Source organism: Rhodocaloribacter litoris (assembly GCF_011682235.2).
GTDB lineage: Bacteria > Bacteroidota > Rhodothermia > Rhodothermales > ISCAR-4553 > Rhodocaloribacter > Rhodocaloribacter litoris.
This window is the reverse complement of record NZ_CP076718.1, coordinates 2,920,052-2,935,675: the sequence shown is the minus strand read 5'-3', so window position 1 is coordinate 2,935,675 and position 15,624 is coordinate 2,920,052. Positions and strand designations below refer to the sequence as shown.

The following is a 15,624-nucleotide window of genomic DNA, read 5'->3' as shown; positions in this document are numbered from 1 at the left end:
ACGGGTTGGGTAAAACCGACGCTTGCAATAAGTTCCCCGCACGATCCCGGCCAACCGGCCGTTTGCTATGCTGGCACACCCGTTGGACCCGACCCTTCCCGATCATGACGATAGACGTTGCCCGTGCCCGGCAGGATACCCCCGGCTGCGAGAGGGTGCTTCACTTCAACAACGCAGGGATGGCCCTGCCGCCCCGGCCCGTGCTCGAGGCCCAGATAGCCCACCTTCGCCGTGAGGCGGAGACGGGCGGCTACGAAGCCGCCGCCGAAGCACACGAGGCCCTCGAACACACCTACGACGCCCTGGCCCGCCTGCTCGGTTGCCGGCGCGACGAGATCGCCCTCGTCGAGAACGCCACGCGGGCCTGGGACCTGGCCTTCTATGCCCTGCCGTTCCGCCCGGGCGACCGCATCCTGACCGCCCGGGCCGCCTATGCGAGCAACTTCATCGCCTTCCTGCAGGTCGCCCGGCGCACCGGCGCCACGGTCGAGGTCGTCCCGAGCGACGAGCACGGCCAGGTCTCGGTCGAGGCGCTGCGCGAGCTGCTCGACGAGCGGGTCAGGCTCGTGGCCCTGACGCACGTGCCCACGAACGGGGGCCTCGTCAACCCCGCGGCCGAGGTCGGCCGCGTGACCCGCGCGGCCGGCATCCCGTTCCTGCTCGATGCCTGCCAGTCCGCCGGCCAGCTACCGCTCGACGTGGAAACCATCGGGTGCGACATGCTCTCGGCCACCGGGCGCAAGTACCTCCGCGGCCCGCGCGGCACCGGCTTCCTGTACGTCCGCCGCGCCTGGCTCGAACGCCTGGAACCGCCGATGCTCGACCTGCACGCCGCCACCTGGGTGAGCCGCGACCGCTACGAAATCCGCCCCGACGCCCGCCGGTTCGAAACCTGGGAAGGCAACGTCGCCGGCAAGATCGCGCTCGGCGTGGCCGTGGACTATGCGCTGCACTGGGGCCTGGAGGCCATACGGGACCGCGTCCAGCGGCTGGCCGAACGCCTGCGGCACCGCCTGGCCGAACTGCCCGGCATCACCGTCCGCGACCTCGGGCGGACGCGCTGCGGCCTCGTCACCTTCACCTCCAGCCTTATGGAAGCCGACGAAATCCACCGGCACCTCCGCGCCCGCGGCATCAACGTTTCCGTGACCACGCCCGCCTCGACCCGCCTCGACGCCGAGGCCCGCAACCTGCCGCCGATGGTGCGCGCCTCCGTGCATTACTACAATACCGAAAACGAAATTGAACGCTTCTGTGACGTCCTCGCCGGTTTAAGCGGCGTTACATAGGAAATTCACGACATCGCCGGTTAGATCCGGGGGCCTGCGGTGTCTTTAAGAAACGGGGCGGTCCTGCAAACCGCATCCCGACCGGCCGGATGCCGTATGGACCTGCAAGCGACCCGCCGACCCGCAACGGCTCGCCTCCTTTCTCACAACACCGGCTTAACTGTTCCTTCTCGAGAGACGATGATAACCCCGGGGCAGGAACTCCGGTATCCGCTTATGAAACAACCGCCTGCCGCCGTCCCGTAACACACCAGAAAAAAAGCGCTTTCTTCCGGCAAATGTGGGTATGCACCCCGGGCCGTGTGTACCATGAATAGAGCGATCTGAAGCATTGCGAGGGGATCATGTATTCATCAGCCTATCATCACAAGATCGTACTGCTCACGTCGAGCTTTCAGTATCCGCCGCGCCGCCTGCTCTTCGGCCGCGCCCGTCTCTATCTGGATCGCATCGAGCTGACCGGCTGGCACGTCGGGGAAAAGTTTCACGCGCTGATTCCGCTGGATGAGGTCTGCCGCATCGAATGGCATCTGGAGGGCGGAGCGGGACCGAACGCCGTCTTTCATCTGGAAGACGGTCGTGTCATCGAACTCGTGCTGAAGCAGGGGTCGTTGTGGAAGCACACACTGGAGGAGCGCATGCGCTGGAGCTCCCCGGGGCGCTATCGCCTGGCACCTGCCCGCCCGCCAGTCGACCTGCCGCTGAGCGAGCTGATCACCTACTCGACCGGCATGGGCTGAACCCCTGTGCCCCGGCCCCGACCCGCGCCGTCGCCGCCCGACGGCGCTTTTTTTTTAACGTCCCACAGGCCGGGAAGCCCGTTCCAAGCCTCCCCCGTTTTTGCTACCTTGTGCGGCGTGCTGCGTCCCTCGAATCAGCCCTGCCGCCCCTTGCCCGCTTCCGACCTCGTCTACGACCGCCGCGCCGTCCTCGCCTGGAGCCTCTACGACTTCGCCAACTCGGCCTTCACCACGCTCGTCGTCACCTTCATCTATGCGACGTACTTCACCGTCGGCATCGCCCCGAACGAGGTCGAAGGCACGAGCCTGTGGTCCCTGGGCGTGACGACCACCGGGCTGGTGGTGGCACTGCTTTCCCCTTATGCCGGTGCCATCGCCGACCGCGGCGCCTACCGCAAGCGGTTTCTCCTGCTCTCGACGGGGATCTGCGTGGCCGCCACCGCCGTGCTCTTCTTTCCCACCCCGGGCCAGGTACGCTTCGCCCTCACGACCTTCGTCGTCGCCAACATCGCCTTCGAGATGGCGAACGTCTTCTACAACGCCTTCCTGCCGGACCTGGCCCCGCGGGAGAAGATCGGCCGCATCTCCGGCTACGGCTGGGCGCTCGGCTACGTGGGCGGGCTCCTCTGCATGGTGACGGCGCTCTTCGTCTTCGTCAACCCCGAGACGCCACCCTTCGGGCTGTCGAAGGAGACCGGCGCGCACGTCCGTGCCACGAACCTGCTGGTAGCCGTCTGGTTCGCCCTCTTCAGCCTTCCGATGTTTCTCCTGGTGAAGGAGAAGAAGCAGCCGCCGCTGCCGCCCGGCACGGGCCTCATTCGTTCGGCCAACCGGCAACTCGCCGCCACCTTCCGCCAGATCCGCCGGTTCCGGCAGGTGTTCCGGCTGCTGCTGGCCCGGCTCATCTACAACGACGGGCTGATCACGATCTTCGCCTTCGGAGGCATCTATGCGGCCGGCACGTTCGGCTTCACCACCGAGGAGATCATCGTCTTCGGCATCGTGCTGAACGTGGCGGCCGGACTCGGGGCCTACGCCTTCGGCTTCCTGGACGACCGGCTCGGGGGCAAAACGACCGTCATGATCTCGCTCGCCGGCCTGGCCGGGGCCAGCCTGCTGGCCGTGCTGACGACGAGCCGCCTCGGGTTCTGGGTGGCCGGCATCCTCATCGGCCTGCTCGCCGGCCCCAACCAGTCCGCCAGCCGTTCCCTGCTCGGGCGCTTCGTACCGCCCGGCCTGGAAAACGAGTTCTACGGCTTCTTCGCCTTTTCGGGCAAACTGACCGCCTTCCTCGGCCCCTTTTTGCTGGGCCGCCTCACGGACCTCTTCGAGAGCCAGCGCCTGGGGGTGGCCTCGGTGCTGCTGTTCTTCATCCTCGGCGGGATCCTGCTGCTGCGTGTCGATGAAAAAGAGGGGGTGGCCGTGGCCGGGCGCCCGGCCCGTACGGCCCCGCTGGCAACGGAATGACCGGGAGCCTGCAAAAGCGACAGCACCGGCGCAACCGGCAACCTTTCCACCTTCAACCCGACCGTACCATGCCTGACCCTGCGTTTCCGACCATCCGAGAGATTGCGGCCGCCCTCGAAGCATGGGCACCACCGGGCTCGGCCCAGTCGTACGACAACGTCGGGCTTCAGGTGGGCGACGCCGGGCAACGGGTCCGGCACGCCCTCGTCGCCCTGGACCTGACCCCCGCCGTGCTGGAGGAGGCCAGGAGCACCGGGGCCACGCTCATCATCACACACCATCCCCTGCTGTTCCACCCGCTCCGCCGCCTCACACCGGACGACCTGGCCGGCGGGCTGGCCCTGCGCCTGGCCGAGGCCGGCATCGCGCTCTACAGCCTCCACACCAACCTCGACGCGGCGCCGGGCGGCGTCTCCTTCGCCCTGGCCGAACGCCTGGGCCTGACCGACGTGCGCTTCCTCGATCCCCTGCCGGAAACCCTCTGCAAGCTCGTCACCTTCGTCCCTTCCTCCCACTTCGACGCCGTGCGGGCGGCCCTGGCCGAGGCCGGCGCCGGGCGCATCGGCGATTACGACGCGTGCGCCTTCGCGCTCGAAGGCACCGGCTTCTTCCGCCCGGGTGCGGAAGCCGACCCCTTCATCGGCCGCGCCGGCGCCCTCGAGTCCGTCCGGGAAATGCGGCTGGAGGTGGAAGTGGCGCGGTGGGACCTCGAGCGCGTCATACGGGCCATGAAGACCGCCCACCCCTACGAGGAAGTCGCCTACGATGTGTACCCGGTGCAGCAGCCCGCCACCCGGGCCGGGCTCGGCGCCCTCGGCCGGCTGCCCGAGCCGGAACCCCTTACGGCCTTTCTCCGGCGCGTCGCCGAACGGCTCGAGGCCGGCAGCCTGCGCTATGCCGGCAACCCGGCGGCCCGCATCGAGACCGTCGCCGTCTGCGGGGGGGCCGGCAGCCACCTCACCCGCACCGCCCTCCGCGCCGGCGCCGACGCCTTCGTCACGGCCGACGTCTCCTACCACCGCTTCTTCGACGTGCTCGATCCGGACGGCCACCCGCGCATGGCCCTCATCGACGCCGGCCACTATGAAACCGAAGCCGTCACCGAAACGCTGCTGTGCGAATGGCTCGGCCGGCGGTTCCCCGGCGTCACCTGGCAGCGTACCCGCACCCGCACCAGCCCCATGCACACCTTCACCCCCTGACCGACTCTTCGCACGAAATATATCGAACCTAAACCCTTCTGAAACGTTACCCTGTGCTCGACGGGTGCGTGTTCCTCAACTACGACAAGCGCGATTCCTATGTCTCAGGAGACCAGCATTGGCGAACAGCTCAAAGCCCTGATCCGGCTGCAGCACATCGACAGCCGGATCGACCAGATCAAAAAGCTGCGCGGTGACCTTCCGGAGGAGATCCGGGACCTCGAAGACGAGAAGGCGGGGCTGGAGACCCGGATCGAGAACTACAAGCGCGAGCAGCAGAACATCGAGACGGCCCGGCGCCAGGCGGAGCTCGACATCAAGGAGAGCGAAACCCTGATCGGGCGCTACGAAGAGCAGCAACTCCAGGTGCGCAACAACCGTGAGTACGACGCACTGACGAAGGAAATCGAAGCACAGAAACAGCGGATCCTGAACGCGAAGGCCAAGATCGAGGAGATCGACGGCTCGGCCGAGGCCCGCGCCGCGGCCATGGCCGAGGCCCAGGAACGGCTTCAGGCCCTCGACGAGATCCTGGTCGCCAAGCGGAAGGAACTGCAGGAAGTGCTGGAAGACACCAAGCACGAGCAGGCCGACCTGGAGACCGCCCGCCAGCAGGCTGAAGAAGCCGTCGACAAGCGGTACCTCCGGGCCTACAAGCGCCTGCGCGGCCGCGTCCGCGACGGGCGCGCCGTGGTCCCCCTCATCCGGGGTGCCGCCGCCGGCTTTGCCGTCCCGCCCCAGCGCCAGGTCGAGATCCGGCAGCGCAACCGGATCATCGTCTGCGAGCACACCGGCCGCATCATCGTCGACCAGGAGCTTTTCGAGGAAACCATCGAAGAGATGCAACTCGGCGAGACGCGCGTCGAGTGAAACCCGGCCGGCACGGTGCCGGTTCAACACCGCAGAAGGTTCGTTTGCGCCGGCCGGATCATCGCGCCCCGACTCCGGTCGGGGTGAGGAAAGTCCGAACACCACAGGGCACCGTGCCCCGCGTCAAGCGGGGGCTCCGTCCGGGTAACCGGGCGGAGACGGCACGTGCAACAGAGAGCAGACCAGCCGATGGCCCCGGCGGAAAATGGCCGCGCCATTGCTCGCCGGGGCACAGGTGATGGGTGAAACGGTGGGGTAAGAGCCCACCGGCGTCCCGGGTAACCGGGGCGGCCAGGCAAACCCCACGGGGTGCAAGGCCAAGCAGCGCCGCCTCCCGACGCCGTCGGGAATAAGGTGGCCCGCCGAAACGCGGCGCGGGTAGGCCGCCTAGATAAATGATGATCTCCCCGGTCCGGGTGCCGCGGCCACCCGCCGGGCAGACAGAATTCGGCTTACAGGCCGGCGCAGGCCGCACCTTTCCGAAAGGCAGTCCCTCCCGCAGGGGGCTGCCTTTTTTGTATGCCCCTCCCCTCCGGCAACACCGGCCTCAAAAAAAACGGCCGGGTGATCCGAACGTGGACTTTTTTTCCTATTGTGATCAAGAGAAAAACAGCGGCCGGAGTGCAGGCCGGCTCTCGCCCCCGATGATCGTCCCTCCGCATGTTGAAAACAGGCCTCTGGACCCTGCTGGTTCTTCTGACCGGCTGTACCGCCCCACGCGATGAACCCGCCCCTGCCGCCCCCTGGCCGGCAGACTGGCGGCTGGTGTGCGGCCAGGGCGGCGGGGTGGCCGGTCGCTGGACCGGTTACACGATCACGGCCGACGGCACCGTGACGGCCTGGTCCGGGCGCTATGCCGAAGAACGGGTGGAGGCTACGGGCGCACTGGACCGGGCAGCCCTGCAGGCGCTGTGGACCCGGTTCGAGGCGCTCGACTTCTTCGCCCGGGTCCTCGATGAGCCTGGAAACCTGACGGCCGTGCTGGAAGCCACGGCCGACGGCCGCCGGCACCGGGTCGCCTGGATACCGCGTGTAGAGGGGATCGAGCCGGCCGAAACACCCCTGGAAACCTTCTTCGACACGTGCCTGGCCACGGGCCGGGCCGCATTCCAAACCCGCTGATCCCGCACTCTGCCGCGCCGGCCCCTGCCCCGTCGACCGGCGTCGGCGCGCCATGCCGAAGGATTTGCCATGATTGCCCTGTTACGCGCCTCCGGATGGGTCCTGCTGCTTGCCCTCATCCTCGTGCCGGAGAGCCCGGCTCAGAAAAGCCCGGTCGATCCGCGGCCGCTCACCGGCCTGTCCCCCGAGGCTGTGCCCCGGTATGCCTCGGTGGAGGCATTCCTTGCCGCCCATCCCGGCCGGCAAGACCTGCGGGCCGGGGCCACCCTTGCCGGCACCGCCGTGCTGGACCGGCAGGTGCTGGGAAGCCTGTCCCTGCACACCGGAAGCAACCTGCGAGCCGCCCTCCCCACCCACCCGAACGGGCTCACCGGCCTGCACCTCGAACGCAGCCCCAACGGCACGCTGCGCTGGCTGCGGGGATCGCTAGGACAGGTGAACCTGCCACCGGCGGGTGCCGGTAAACAGACGGCAACCCGCTACACCGAGGCGGCCCATGAATTATTACAACGCCACGCCCCGCTTCTCGGGCTGGACGAGCCGCGCGACGAGCTCCGGCCGATCCGCACCGTGGTGGACGAACTCGGCTACACCCACGTCCGGTTCGAGCAGCAGTATGAAGGGCTGCCCGTATGGGGCCGCGACCTCTACGTCCACTTCGACGAGACAGGAACCGCGTATGCCCTCAACGGCACCTACGAACCCACCCCGCGCAACGTAACCACCCGGCCGACACTCTCCCCGGCCGACGCGGAACGGGTCGTCGTCCAGGATCTGAAAACGCGGAAACGCTGGGCACCCGTGCGGGGCCGGCTCGCCGCAGAACTGGGGCTGGACGCCATGGAGACACGCCTCGTCCTCTACCCCGACGCCGGCGGCACGATCCACCTGGCCTATGAGATCAGCCTGCACCCCAACTTCATGGAGTGGTACACCTACCTCGTCGACGCCCGCCGCGGCACCGTGCTGAACCGTATCCAGCGCCACTGCACCCTCCTGCAACACCCGCACGACGCCCCGCTGCCGGATACCCCGGTCTTTCTGCAGGTGGAAAGCCGCACCGGAGCCGGTTCGTTCGTCGACGCCACCGGCGTGGACCTCAACGGCACCACCCAGTCTTTCCGCGTCTTTCTGAACGACGACGGCACCTACGTCGCCCTCTCCGACCTGGACAACCTGACGGCGGAAAACGTCAAGCTGCCCCTCCCCGACCGGGGCGGCGCCGTCACATTCACGGCCAACGGGCAGGATCTGAGCGAGCAAAACCCGCCCGTCGTCGTGACCTCCCCGAACAACGCCTGGACGGACCCCTCCGCGGTCTCGGCGCACGTCAATCAGGAACGGGCGTACCGGTACTACAAGGACGTCCACGGCCGGAACGCCATCGACGGGCAGGATCAACCGCTCGTGTCCGTCATCCGCGTGACACAGGGCGGGCAACCGATGGACAACGCCTTCTGGAACGGCCGCATCATGGCCTACGGCGACGGTGACCAGATCTTCACCCCGCTGGCCGGTGCCCTCGACGTGGCCGGCCACGAGATGTCCCACGGCGTGATCCAGCACACGGCCAACCTCGTCTACCAGTTCCAACCCGGTGCGCTGAACGAATCCTTCGCCGACGTCTTCGGCATCATGGTGGACCCCGAGGACTTTCTGATCGGCGAGGACGTCATGCGCCCGGGGAAAGGCCCGGCCCTGCGCGACTTCCTCAACCCGGACAACGCGCAGCTCCTGCAACCGCAGCCGGCCCACATGAACCAGTACCAGAACCTGGGTGCCGAGCAGGACAACGGCGGGGTCCACATCAACAGCGGCATTCCAAACCGGGCCGCCGCGCTCGTCATCCAGGCCCTGGGCCATGCCAGAACCGAGCGGATCTACTACCGCGCCCTCACCACCTACCTGACGCGCAACAGCCAGTTCGGAGATGCCCGCAACGCCCTCATCCAGGCCGCCACCGACCTCTACGGCGCGGGAAGCGCCGAGGTCGACGCCGTCACGGCGGCCTTCGATGCCGTCGGCATCACCGCCAGTACGGGCACGGGCGGTGGAGCGGGCAACGACATCCCGGTGCAGCAGGGCGGCTCCTCCCTCATCACCTTCCTGCTGGACGACGGCTCTATCGGCCTCATCGACGTGACTGACCCGCAGAACATCACCGGGGGCGTCTTCAACCACCCGAACGCCGTAGCCCGCGTCGACCCCGGCACCGGCGACTACGCCCAGCTCACCACCACGCGCGACGGCCGCACAATCTGGTTCGTCGATCCCCAGGGCCGGCTCGCCTTCCTCGAAGTCGAAACCGGCAACGTAAGCGTCTTTCAGGATCTCTACCTGCAACAGCCCGGGGACCTGTGGAACGCCTCCATCGCGCCGGACGGCAACCTGGTGGCGCTGGTCTCGGCCTATGCGAACGACCCGACCCTCTACCTGTTCGACGGCACACAGATCGGAGCCATCCCCCTGGAGCCCGAAAGCACCCAGGAAGGCATCAAGGTGAACACAATCCAGTTCCCGGACGTCGTCGCCTGGTCCCCCAACCCGCAGGTGCCCCGCCTGGCCTTCGACGCCTTCAACGCGGTGACGTTCGCCGGCAGCCGCTCGGAGTTCTGGAGCATGTACGAGATCGACTTTGCCAGCGGCCGGATCTATAACCTGCTGCCGGCCCAGCCCCCCGCGCTGAGCGTCGGCAACATCACCTACAGCAGTGGAGACCCGGACTTCGTCGCCTTCAACGTCATCGACAACGCGAGCGGCGTATGGGATGTGGCCCTGGGCAATTTCGAGACGGGCGAGCTGTACACGCTGAACGTTCCGGGCACGCCCATCAGCGGGGTCACCATCACCGACGGCCGGCGTCCCTCCTTTGCCCCGGACGACACGCAGCTCGTGTTCAGCACCGCACAGTACGGGGCCCTCATCTTTTTCGACGGCCAGAACTTCGGCGCGCTGGAGGTGGCCTCGTTCTTCGGAAGCGCCGTGCACAACCCGAAGTGGTTCGCACTGGGAGCTTCCGGCGGAGCGAACAACCAGGCCCCGACGGCCCACATCCAGGCGTCGACCACCTCCGGCACGCGGCCCCTGACCGTCACGCTGGATGCGTCCGGCTCCAGCGACCCCGAAGGGGGCGAGCTGGCCTACCGGTGGGAGCTGGGCGACGGTGCGGTGAGCGGAGGACGGGTGATCACCCACACCTACAACCTCGCCGGCACCTTCACCGTGCGCCTGACGGTGACCGATGCCGGCGGCCTCAGCGGAACGGCCGAGGTACGAATCACCGTGACGGCCCCCGGCGGCGTCCCGGTGGAAGCGAGCGAGACGCTGCCGGCCGAGGTGACCCTCTTTCCCAACTACCCGAACCCGTTCAGCCGGCTCACGACCCTGCGTATCGGCCTGCCCGCTGCGGGTCCCACCCGGCTCGAAGTCGTGGACCTGCTCGGCCGCACCGTACGCATGCTGGTGAACACGTCGCTGCCGGCCGGGATGCACACGTTCACCTTCGAGGCGGAAGACCTGCCTCCCGGGCTCTACCTGGTCCGGCTCACCACCGGCGGTGTCGTGCGCACACACCGCATGCTACACCTGCGCTAGCCTGCCCGGCACCTGCTTAGCGGCAATGTTCCATCGCCATCAACGTCACGAAGCGATTGCCATGCGACGTCTGATGCTGCCCGCCCTGCTGGTCCTGTGGCTGCCGGCAACGCCCGCGCCCGCCCAGCAGATCCTCGATGTCTACGGGCCTCGCCTCGCCGTGGCCACCGACGGCTCGTACGCCCTGGCCTACGTGGCCCGCGTCCAGCGCACCACCACGGCCGACAACGTGGCCGTCCAGCGCTACGCGGCCGACGGAACCCCCCTCGGCCCGCTTCACCTCTTCGAAGGCGAATCCTGCAGCAGCCTCTCCCTCTGGTCTAGCGACTTTATGTACCATCCGGAGCCCGCTTTCCTGTCGGACGGAACCCTGCTGGTCGCCATGACGCACGAGGGCTGGTTATCCCTCGTCGGCACCGACGACGTCTACACGTCCGAAACCACCCTGGGCGCCGTCGATCCGAGCGGGCAGCTGATCGACCTGAACGACTCCGGAAACTGCGTGCAGTACGAGCTCATCTTCCCCGGCGGCGGCAGGCAAACACGCCCCCGGATCGCCATCGGCCCGGACGACACGATCCTGATCACGCACCAGGGCTTCTTCCAGGACGCCGACTTCAACAACGTGGCTATCCGCATCCTGGACACCGGCGGCAATGAAATCGTCGAGGAAGGCATCCCCCACGACGACCCCCTGTCCCGGGCCGCCTTTCACCAGTTTCCCGACATCGCGGCCAGCTCCGCCATCCTGCTCGCGGTATGGCACGAATGCGCGCTGCTCGACAACCGGGGCAACACGAACGACTGCGACATCGGCGCCCAGTTCTTCGACCCGCAGACGCTCGCATTCGTCGGCGGCAACCTCAAGGTGAACGACGCCGGGGTGAACCAGCCCGGCAGCTACAGCCTCTGGCCGTCGGCGGCCATGAACGCCTCCGGGCAGAGCGTGGTGGTGTGGGCCGACACCCGGACAGGCTTCCAGGGCGACGTCTTCGCACAGCGCTTCGACGCAGGCGGGCGGCGCCTCGGAACCAACCTCCAGGTCAGCACCGGCCACGGCGAGATCGTAAGCCGCCCGGAAGTGGCCCTGCTGCCGGACGGCCGGTTCATGGTCGTCTGGGGCGACAGTTCGGCGGTCGGTTTCAGAGCGTGGAGCCGGCTTTTCAGCGCCGCCGGCGAGCCGCTGGGCGCGCCGGTCCTGCTGGCCGAAGGCGACGCCGGCATGCCGGCGGTGGCGGCCGGGCCGTCGGGCTTTCTCACGGCCTGGGTGGAGCTGGAAGGCCCGGGCCGTACCATCCGGACCGGTGCGCCCGGCCTGCCCATCCGGAACGAGCCGCGCGACGAGCCGCTCCCGCAGCTTCCGACGCTGGAAGCCGTCTATCCCCATCCGTTCACGGAGCGTGCCATGCTGCAATACACCCTGCCGCGCGCCGGTCCGGTACAGCTTCGCGTGTATGACCTGCTCGGGCGCGAGGTCCGGCGCCTCGTCGACGCCGTGCAGGGGCCCGGGCGTCACACGGTGCAACTGCCGGCCGAGGGCCTGCCGCCCGGCGCCTACCTGGTCCGGCTGCAACAGGCCGGCCACACCGCGCTCCGCATCATCCTGCGCGCTCCGTAAAAAAGCCCCGGAACGGCTTTTTCAGCACATTCCGGGGCGTCGTTTCGAAAGGGCCGCGCCGATACGCTTAGTTGTTCCCGCCTTCCGGGGCGTTCTGCTGCGCTCCGCCATCGGCAGGTGGCGGCAGGACCGGCTGTTCGGTCCGGGCTCCCTGCGCCTGCTGCTGGATGACGCTCTCCTGCTGCTCGCCCCGGTCGACGGCAAAGTTGGTCAGGATGCACAACACGATGAACGCCGTGGCCAGCGTCCACGTAGCCTTCTCCAGAATGTCGGGTGCCTGCCGGGTACCCAGGATCTGCGTGGTCGCCCCACCGGCGGCGATACCGGCCAGCCCCCCACCCTTGCCGCTCTGCACCAGCACCACCAGCATCAGCAACACGGCGATGAGGGTGATGAGAACGATCAGGAAGATAAACATGGGAACGTGTCGTTTCTGTTTGCGGAAGAGTGAAAGATACGGTGCATGTTCCGGGCGGACAACGTGTTCCAGAGAAGTTCACGGTTTCGATGCCCGTCCGGCCAGATGGGCCTCGGCGAGCAGCAGGGCGGCGACCGTCTTCATGTCGTGCAGCTCGCCGCGCCGGGCCTGTGCGACGGCCTCGGCCAAGAGGACCGGTACGGGTTCGAGAAACTCGCCGTCGCTCAGGTCGCGTTCCCCGGCGGTCAGGTCTTCGGCCAGAAAGAAGTGGATGACCTCGTTGCTGTAGCCGATGCACGGATAGAGCGCTCCCAGGGCCGTGAGGCGGCCCGCCCGGTAGCCCGTCTCCTCCTCGAGCTCGCGCCGGGCTACGGTGGCCGGATCTTCTCCGGCCACGTCGAGCTTGCCGGCGGGCACTTCGAGAAACGTCCGGCGCGGGGGATACCGGAACTGCCGGACGAGCAGGGTCGTCCCGTCCGGGAACAGGGGGACCACGGCCGCCGCACCCGGATGATCAATCCATTCCCGCACCGACGTGCCGCCGTCGGGCAGGCGCACCTCGTCCCGCCGGACCTTGAGCAACACCCCGTCATAGACGGGCGTGGACGAAAGCGGCTTCTCCTGCAGGTCGGTCATGTCGCTGCGCCCTCCTGTCTGTCCTGTCCCAGCCGTCCCGGCGATGGGCGTTTGCAGCAAATTGACATACTCCCACGGCTGAAGCACGTGGGATTCTGGGATCCCGGCTATTTGGACGCAAGGGCCGTCCGGCCGCGTTGGCCGTGTTACACGGCCCTTGCGGCCCTACACGGCCAACGCGTCCTCACGAGATAGCCTTCAGCGACAGCCGTCCCACCCCACCGAGGGGGGTGGTAGACGGTCTTACGTCGCCTACCCCAGGGGAAGATGCCCCTTCCCTGCGCATCGTTTAGCGAGTATCTACAAACCTATTATGTGTCTAAAGTTAACACAAGCCAACGACATTGGACGCGTTCCGCGTCCTAGTGTGTCACACTCTGCTGGCGATTTCATCCCACATGGGCTATCTCATGAGATAGCCCTGAAGCCGTGGGCTTTCATCGCTCCCCACCTCACCCTTAAATCGTAACGGCACACGGGATTTGCTGCCCGGCCGGGGGGGGTTCTTCGCCGACACTTCATACGAAATCGTGAGGCCGGGCGAGCATGACGGCCGCGGCGGCCACGAGGCCGGCGGTTTCGGCCCGCAGCCGCCGGGGTCCCAGCGACACCGGGTGGTAGCCGGCCTCCCGGGCCCCGGCCACCTCGTCCTCGGTGAACCCGCCCTCGGGCCCGACGAGCACCACGACCCGCCGGGCCCCGGCATACCGCCGGAGCATGGCATCGAGGGTGCATGCCGGATCCGCTTGCTCATGGCAGAGAAACCCCAGGTCGGGCGAAGCACCCCGCAACAGGTCGGGCAGGGCCTGCGGCGGATCCAGCCGCACGAGCCGGCTCCGCCCGCACTGCTTCATCGCCGCCACCAGGATACGCCGGGCACGGGCCGGCTTGATGCGCTCCTTCTCCGTACGGCCGGTGTGCAGCGGCACCACGGCCGAGACCCCCAGCTCGGCGGCCTTCTCCAGAAACGTCTCGAACCGGCCGGGGTTTTTGAGCACCGCCATCCCGATCGTCAGATCGTAGGGAGGCTCGCCTACACCCTGGCGCCGTTCCAGGATCGTCCCGGCAGCCCGGGTGCGGTTCGCTTCGTCCAGGCGCACACGATACCATCCCCCCTCGCCGTCGACCACGGTGATCTCGTCGCCCACACGGCGCCGTAGCACCCGGACGACGTGATGGGCCTCTTCCTCGGGCAGAATCACCGTCTCGCCCTCAATACAGGCCGGTGGTGCGTAATGAGCCGTGATCAGGTTCGCCACGTGCGAATCTCTTGCCGAAGGGTTGAACGTCACCGAACCCGTGCCCCCGGCCTGCTCCGGATGGGCCGGCAACGGTTCAGGGCTGGGTTCGAAGTTGTTGCAGCAACCGCCGGTACAGGCCGGCAAAGCGCGCCTGGTCCAGCACGTCCGTATGATTCCAGGTAGCGCTGATGCAATGGTGCCGGTTCTGGTGATCGACCAGATAGGTGGTCAGGTTCAGCACGCCGGGCTCCGAGCCCCCCTTGAAGGCCACGAGCTGCCAGTCTTCGCGACGCGCCAGGCCCGGATTGATCTGCATGACCGGCAGGTCGTAGACCGCCGAGATCAGCGTGCAGAGCTCCCGCGCAGAGAAGAACCACTCGACTTCGGGCCGCACCGGGCCGTCGGCAAACAGGCTTTCGTCGGGCAGGGGAAGGGCCTGCAAACCGGGCAACAGGGACGTCCGCTCGGCCAGACCGGCTTCGAGGAAGTGCTGCGCCCGGGCATGGTTGGCCGGATTTTTCAGGACGAATGCTTCCCGCGTGGTGAGGAAGGGGCGATTACGGGGCGCAAGGGCTTCGATGGGGGCACGTCCCAGCAGATGGATGAGCGCGTCGGTCGCCGTATTGTCGCTCTGCGAAATCATCAACGCCGCCAGCGTGTGCAGCGTCAGCGGCGACGCCTCCGGCCAGGTGTGGAGAAAGCCGGAAGGCAGGCTTTTCCATTCCGGTCGGAGCCGGACGACCTCGTCCCAGCGATGGCGACCGGCCTCGAGTGCCCGGCGAAGCGCCAGCAGCACCGCCAGCTTGAACGCCGAGCCGACGGCCAGGGCGGTGTCCGGCTGAAGCGCCATGGCATCCCGGCCCTCCTGTTGCACGAACAGGCTGACCGTGCCGGGCAGTTGCCGGAGGGAATCCAGGAGCGCCTCGCGGCTGGCGATCAGCGGAACGGGAGGTCCAAAAAAGAGCCCGGCGATCCGGCCACGCGCGTCCAGCACGATGCGGGTGGGAATGTTCGCGCGTTCCAGCGATACGTCGTATTCGATGCCCCGGCCCGTCGCTCCCACCCATTCCCCGTAGTCCTGCCGGAGTTGCCGCACGATCCGGGCTACCTGTTCCGCCGGGACCTGCTCCAGAAAGGGGGGGGCAAACCACTCGGCCCGGGTCGTATCCTGGGTAAAGAGCAGTTCCAGCCGTTCGGTCGGGGACTGGCCCGGGGCCCTGGAGGCGAGCAGGCCCGTTGCCAGCAGGAAAAACAGAAGGCGGCGCATGGTGCAGGGGAATGGTTGAACGTTCGGGCCCGCTGCGAGAGCAGGGGCTTCCCTTTGCTCTAAAAATAACCGGGGGCGTGTGCCCGTTGCAACGTGCGGCCGGGGGCGACGCCCCTTATGTGCGGGCCGGCTTCGTACCGTTTTGCAATCCCGGGCGGCC

At 67.6% G+C, this 15,624-nt stretch carries 12 protein-coding genes and 1 other RNA gene; 9 read left to right on the top strand and 4 right to left on the bottom strand.

Annotation, left to right across the window (positions count from 1 at the left end):
- Positions 1 to 104 precede the first annotated feature (104 nt).
- The 9 genes from GQ464_RS12205 (at position 105) to GQ464_RS12165 (ending at position 11,902) form a co-directional block, all read left to right on the top strand.
- Entirely contained in the window at positions 105 to 1,289 is a 1,185-nt protein-coding gene (locus GQ464_RS12205; protein WP_166977889.1) for an aminotransferase class V-fold PLP-dependent enzyme, read from the top strand.
- 344 nt (positions 1,290 to 1,633) lie between these two features.
- On the top strand, positions 1,634 to 2,029 hold the full coding sequence (locus GQ464_RS12200) for a hypothetical protein (RefSeq protein WP_166977887.1): 396 nt from the start codon (positions 1,634 to 1,636) through the stop codon (positions 2,027 to 2,029).
- A gap of 150 nt (positions 2,030 to 2,179) precedes the next feature.
- The gene (locus tag GQ464_RS12195) at positions 2,180 to 3,496 is read left to right on the top strand and encodes an MFS transporter (protein ID WP_166977885.1); all 1,317 of its coding nucleotides are present in this window, start codon (positions 2,180 to 2,182) and stop codon (positions 3,494 to 3,496) included.
- Positions 3,497 to 3,564: 68 nt separating this feature from the next.
- Positions 3,565 to 4,698, top strand: a complete 1,134-nt coding sequence (locus GQ464_RS12190; RefSeq protein WP_228350252.1) for a Nif3-like dinuclear metal center hexameric protein — start codon at positions 3,565 to 3,567, stop codon at positions 4,696 to 4,698.
- A 99-nt stretch (positions 4,699 to 4,797) separates the two neighbouring features.
- A complete protein-coding gene (locus GQ464_RS12185; RefSeq protein WP_166977881.1) occupies positions 4,798 to 5,568 on the top strand; it encodes a zinc ribbon domain-containing protein in 771 nt (256 codons plus the stop codon).
- A 45-nt stretch (positions 5,569 to 5,613) separates the two neighbouring features.
- Positions 5,614 to 6,039, top strand: an RNA gene (gene rnpB, locus GQ464_RS12180) — RNase P RNA component class A.
- A gap of 189 nt (positions 6,040 to 6,228) precedes the next feature.
- The gene (locus tag GQ464_RS12175; protein ID WP_166977879.1) at positions 6,229 to 6,690 is read left to right on the top strand and encodes a hypothetical protein; all 462 of its coding nucleotides are present in this window, start codon (positions 6,229 to 6,231) and stop codon (positions 6,688 to 6,690) included.
- A 69-nt stretch (positions 6,691 to 6,759) separates the two neighbouring features.
- Entirely contained in the window at positions 6,760 to 10,284 is a 3,525-nt protein-coding gene (locus GQ464_RS12170) for a M4 family metallopeptidase (RefSeq protein WP_166977877.1), read from the top strand.
- 61 nt (positions 10,285 to 10,345) lie between these two features.
- Entirely contained in the window at positions 10,346 to 11,902 is a 1,557-nt protein-coding gene (locus GQ464_RS12165; RefSeq protein WP_166977875.1) for a T9SS type A sorting domain-containing protein, read from the top strand.
- A gap of 67 nt (positions 11,903 to 11,969) precedes the next feature.
- Here GQ464_RS12165 and secG read toward each other — a convergent pair whose 3' ends face one another.
- The 4 genes from secG to GQ464_RS18745 all read right to left on the bottom strand — a co-directional run bounded on the left by secG (position 11,970) and on the right by GQ464_RS18745 (position 15,464).
- Positions 11,970 to 12,320 carry a preprotein translocase subunit SecG gene (gene secG / locus GQ464_RS12160; protein ID WP_166977873.1) on the bottom strand — a complete coding sequence of 117 codons (351 nt, stop codon included), beginning with the start codon at positions 12,318 to 12,320 and terminating at the stop codon, positions 11,970 to 11,972.
- Between the two features lie 78 nt (positions 12,321 to 12,398).
- On the bottom strand, positions 12,399 to 12,956 hold the full coding sequence (locus GQ464_RS12155; protein WP_166977871.1) for an NUDIX domain-containing protein: 558 nt from the start codon (positions 12,954 to 12,956) through the stop codon (positions 12,399 to 12,401).
- A gap of 518 nt (positions 12,957 to 13,474) precedes the next feature.
- Complete coding sequence (locus tag GQ464_RS12150) at positions 13,475 to 14,215, bottom strand: RsmE family RNA methyltransferase (protein WP_228350251.1); 741 nt, start codon at positions 14,213 to 14,215, stop codon at positions 13,475 to 13,477.
- 76 nt (positions 14,216 to 14,291) lie between these two features.
- Complete coding sequence (locus GQ464_RS18745; RefSeq protein ID WP_166977870.1) at positions 14,292 to 15,464, bottom strand: serine hydrolase; 1,173 nt, start codon at positions 15,462 to 15,464, stop codon at positions 14,292 to 14,294.
- Positions 15,465 to 15,624: the final 160 nt, after the last annotated feature.

Bases quoted from the DNA above. Each gene is read 5' to 3' on its own strand.
- secG (WP_166977873.1), bottom strand. From the start codon at position 12,320: ATGTTTATCTTCCTGATCGTTCTCATCACCCTCATCGCCGTGTTGCTG.
- GQ464_RS12165 (WP_166977875.1), top strand. From the start codon at position 10,346: ATGCGACGTCTGATGCTGCCCGCCCTGCTGGTCCTGTGGCTGCCGGCA.
- GQ464_RS12200 (WP_166977887.1), top strand. From the start codon at position 1,634: ATGTATTCATCAGCCTATCATCACAAGATCGTACTGCTCACGTCGAGC.
- GQ464_RS12155 (WP_166977871.1), bottom strand. From the start codon at position 12,956: ATGACCGACCTGCAGGAGAAGCCGCTTTCGTCCACGCCCGTCTATGAC.
- GQ464_RS12175 (WP_166977879.1), top strand. From the start codon at position 6,229: ATGTTGAAAACAGGCCTCTGGACCCTGCTGGTTCTTCTGACCGGCTGT.
- GQ464_RS12205 (WP_166977889.1), top strand. From the start codon at position 105: ATGACGATAGACGTTGCCCGTGCCCGGCAGGATACCCCCGGCTGCGAG.
- GQ464_RS12170 (WP_166977877.1), top strand. From the start codon at position 6,760: ATGATTGCCCTGTTACGCGCCTCCGGATGGGTCCTGCTGCTTGCCCTC.
- GQ464_RS18745 (WP_166977870.1), bottom strand. From the start codon at position 15,464: ATGCGCCGCCTTCTGTTTTTCCTGCTGGCAACGGGCCTGCTCGCCTCC.
- GQ464_RS12190 (WP_228350252.1), top strand. From the start codon at position 3,565: ATGCCTGACCCTGCGTTTCCGACCATCCGAGAGATTGCGGCCGCCCTC.
- GQ464_RS12185 (WP_166977881.1), top strand. From the start codon at position 4,798: ATGTCTCAGGAGACCAGCATTGGCGAACAGCTCAAAGCCCTGATCCGG.